We start from the raw sequence: 3492 nt of genomic DNA on the forward strand, positions 1-3492 counted from the left end.
ATCGAGCGCAGGCGCGTCGCGTCCTCCCGGCCGCCGTCCGGGGACTCCGTGGGCAGGTCCCGGTCCTGCCCGGGGTCGGGCTCGTCGGTGAGGTCCAGCGGCGTGATCGGGAGGCGCAGGTCCGCCTCGACCTGCTGCAGCGCGCGCGCCACCGCTGCCGCGGACGCGAACCGGCGGGCCGGGTGCTTGGCCATCGCGCGCTCGAGGACGTCCTGCAGGCCCCAGGGCACGTCGACCCGACCCGTCGGCGGCAGCGGCGTCCGCTCGATGCGGGAGACCAGCTGCTGCGCGGTGTTCTGCCCCCCGGCCACCTCGAACGGGGTCCGGCCCGCGAGCAGCGAGTAGATCGTGGCGGCCAGCGAGTACACGTCCGAGCGCTCGTCGCCGGTCGGGTGCTCGCCCAGCAGCTCGGGGGGCGACCACGGGATCGACATGCCGACGGTGGCACCGGCGCCGTGGCCCGTCGTCGCGGCGATGCCGAAGTCGGTGAGCGCCGGCCAGCCGAAGTCCGTGGTGAGCACGTTCGCCGGCTTGATGTCGCGGTGCAGGATGCCCGCCCGGTGCGCGGTCTCGACCGCGGACGCCAGCCTGATCCCGATCCGCAGCGCCTCGGCCACGGAGATCCGCTCCTGGCGGTACCGCTCGGCCAGACCGGGACGCGAGCAGTACTCCATGACCAGGAACGGGCGGCCGTCCGCCGCGATCGCCGCGTGGTAGATGGTGACGATCGAGGGGTGGTGCGACAGCTGGGCCATGAGGTTGGCCTCCTGCTGGAACCGCGCCCGGACCTCGTCGTCCAGGCTGCCGGCCAGCAGCACCTTGACCGCCACCTCACGCCGCGGGAGCTCCTGCTGGTACAGGAAGACGTCCGCGAAGCCCCCGAGGCCGAGGACCCGGAGGTACTCGTAGCCCGGCAGGCGAGGCGGCGTCGATGCTTCGCGGCGTGCGGTCACGAACCCCGCTCCACCGAGAACGTCACGCCGTCGCCGAGGTCGACGACCTCGTCGACGCCGACGACGCTGGGCTCCCCCGGGTGCAGCCGGCGCGCACCCTCCCCCGCACGGGCGACGTGGATGCCGTTGGTCGAGTCGAGGTCGGTGACCACGACGTGGTCTCCCTCCACCCGCACCTCGGCATGCGTGCGCGAGATGTCCTGCTGCGGGCTCGGGACGGTGATCAGGCGGGGCAGCTCGCGGTTGGTGACGCGGGCGACCTGCGGGGCACGCCCGAGCAGGACGGCACGGTCGAGCGGGACGACGAGGCCCGTGGACAGGACCAGACGGGCCGCGACCGGGGCCACCTCGGGCACCCGGAACGGTCCGGGGACCTCGTCGGACGCCCAGGACGGCAGCTGGTCCCGGATCTCGGCGAGGTCGGTGGACAGGATGGTCAGACCGTCGTGGTCGTCGAGCGACGCGCCGCCGACGACCACGGGCCGCGCTGCAGCCGTCTCGGTCGTGGCCACGCTCGGCGACGGCGTCGCGAGTAACGACTCCGCCTCGGCGACGACACCGGCCGGGTCGGTGTGCTCCTCGACCTGCCTGGTCAGGGGTGCGAGCTCGACCTGGGTGGGCTCGTCCCACACGACGGCGTCGATGATCTCGGTCGTCGCCCCGTGCGCGTCGACCGCGGGAGCTGCCTGCGGCTCGTCCTCGGCGTGGTCGAAGGCGGGCAGCGGGTCCTCGGCGACCGCCTCGGCCACGGCCGGCTCGTCGGCCACGGGTGTGTCGGTGTGTGGCTCGGCCTCGGCGACGGGCTCGACCGCGACCGGCTCCGGCTCGACCGCCGCTGCCGGTTCCGTCGACGGCTCCACGGCCCGCGGGGCCGCGTCGGTGCGCGCGGTCAGGCCGACGTGCACGCGAGCGGCACGGACGACCCCGTCGGCGAGCGGGAGGCTGTCCGGTCCGTCCGGCGCGCCGTCCACCTGCACGACCACGTCGGCCACGCCCTCGAGCACGCGCTCGGTCCAGGTACTCACCTCACCGGAGCGCCACACGTCCTGCCGGCCGCCGACCTCGACGACCACCTCGACGTCGCCGCGCAGCGCCGCGTGCACGCGCTGCCCGTCGACGGACACCACGGCGAACGGCGGGAGCCCGCCGAACCCGTCGCGAGCGAGCAGGGCGAGCGCGGAGAACACACCCTCCCCCGCGTCCTGCCAGAGGGCGCGGACGGTCGACTCGGCGGCGCCGGGGCCGAGCAGGGCCACGAAGCCGGGGCGGACCACGGCCGTCCAGGTGCCGGTGGTGTACTCGGGCACGCTCATGACGGCATCTCCTCGATCGGTGTGGCCGCGTCCGGGGTCGGCGCCTCCGGGCGGACGCGCGGGATCGGCTGGGTCGACGTGCGCGACCGGCGCGGGACGGTGACGCCGTTGAGCATCTCGTCCCAGACGTGGGTCCCCAGCTCAGCCCCGGTGCGGGGCACGGTGATGTGGACGTCGTCGTGGGCACCGGACGCGGTGGCGACGTCGACGACGACCGCGCTGACGTTGTCCCGCGCACCGTGCTCGAGCGCCAGCCGGACCAGGATCGCCGCGGCGTCCTGCGGGTCACCGGTCTCGGCGAGGACGCGGGCGAGGTCCTCGTCGCCGACCTCTCGCGTGAGGCCGTCCGTGCAGATGAGGAGCCGGTCGTGCAGTCCGGCGGGCAGCAGCCAGTACTCGGGCTCCGGCGGGTCACCGGTGCCGAGGGCGCGCGTCAGGACGTGCCGGTCCGGGTGCGTCGCCGCCTCGGTCAGGTCGATCTCGCCGAGGTCCAGCAGCTCCTGGACCACCGAGTGGTCCACGCTCACCTGCTCCAGAACGTCGGCGGACCACAGGTACACGCGCGAGTCGCCGACGTTGAACACCAGCCAGTACGACCCGCCGTCATGCTCCGTCACGGCCACCCCGGCGACGGTGGTGCCGCCCTGGCGCCCACCGGTGAACTCGGTGCGGATCCGCGCGGCCGTCCGGTCGAAGCAGGCGTGGACGTCGTCGGCGGTGGCCGCGGCCTGCCCGGCGAGCTGGGCGAACTCCTCGACGGCGATCCTGCTGGCCAGGTCGCCCGCATCGTGCCCGCCCATGCCGTCCGCCACGAGGAACACCGGCGGATAGGCGAGCAGGGCGTCCTCGTTGACCTCGCGGACCAGGCCACGATCGGTCGCCGACCCCCACGACGTGCGCACACGACCCCCTCGTCCTGGGAACGGTCCCGACCGGTATCCGTTCAGATCATCGGCGCACATCGTGCCGCACGTGAGCGCCTGGTACACAACTTCGACCGATTTGTGGTCAGATCCCCAGCTGGAAGACTCCCCAGTAGGCCAGGACCACGAGCAGGACGACCGAGCCGATCACACCGCCCCACAGCACCGCGGTCCGCACGATGCCGGGCGCCGGGTGCGCGCCGTCGAGCCGGACCCGGCGGCAGCGCCGCAGCAGCAGGACGCCGGCGACGACCACGGCGATGCCCAGCACCCGCACGGCCACCCAGCCGCCCTGCACCACGA

The 3492-nt window shown here is 74.2% G+C and carries 3 protein-coding genes and 1 pseudogene; all 4 read right to left on the bottom strand.

Features of this window, described 5'->3' with window-relative positions:
• The coding region (locus AC1DUQ_RS19450; RefSeq protein WP_477074392.1) for a serine/threonine-protein kinase at positions 1-953 on the bottom strand (953 nt) is incomplete at its 3' end.
• On the bottom strand, positions 950-2266 hold the full coding sequence (locus AC1DUQ_RS19455; RefSeq protein ID WP_477074393.1) for an FHA domain-containing protein: 1317 nt from the start codon (positions 2264-2266) through the stop codon (positions 950-952). The genes AC1DUQ_RS19450 and AC1DUQ_RS19455, both read right to left, overlap by 4 nt.
• On the bottom strand, positions 2263-3168 hold the full coding sequence (locus AC1DUQ_RS19460; protein WP_477062426.1) for a PP2C family protein-serine/threonine phosphatase: 906 nt from the start codon (positions 3166-3168) through the stop codon (positions 2263-2265). The genes AC1DUQ_RS19455 and AC1DUQ_RS19460 overlap by 4 nt, the downstream gene beginning before the upstream one ends.
• A 106-nt stretch (positions 3169-3274) precedes the next feature.
• Positions 3275-3492: pseudogene (locus AC1DUQ_RS19465) on the bottom strand (alpha/beta hydrolase family protein); the annotation flags it as partial.

Source organism: Cellulomonas sp. P4_B5_2 (assembly GCF_056402235.1).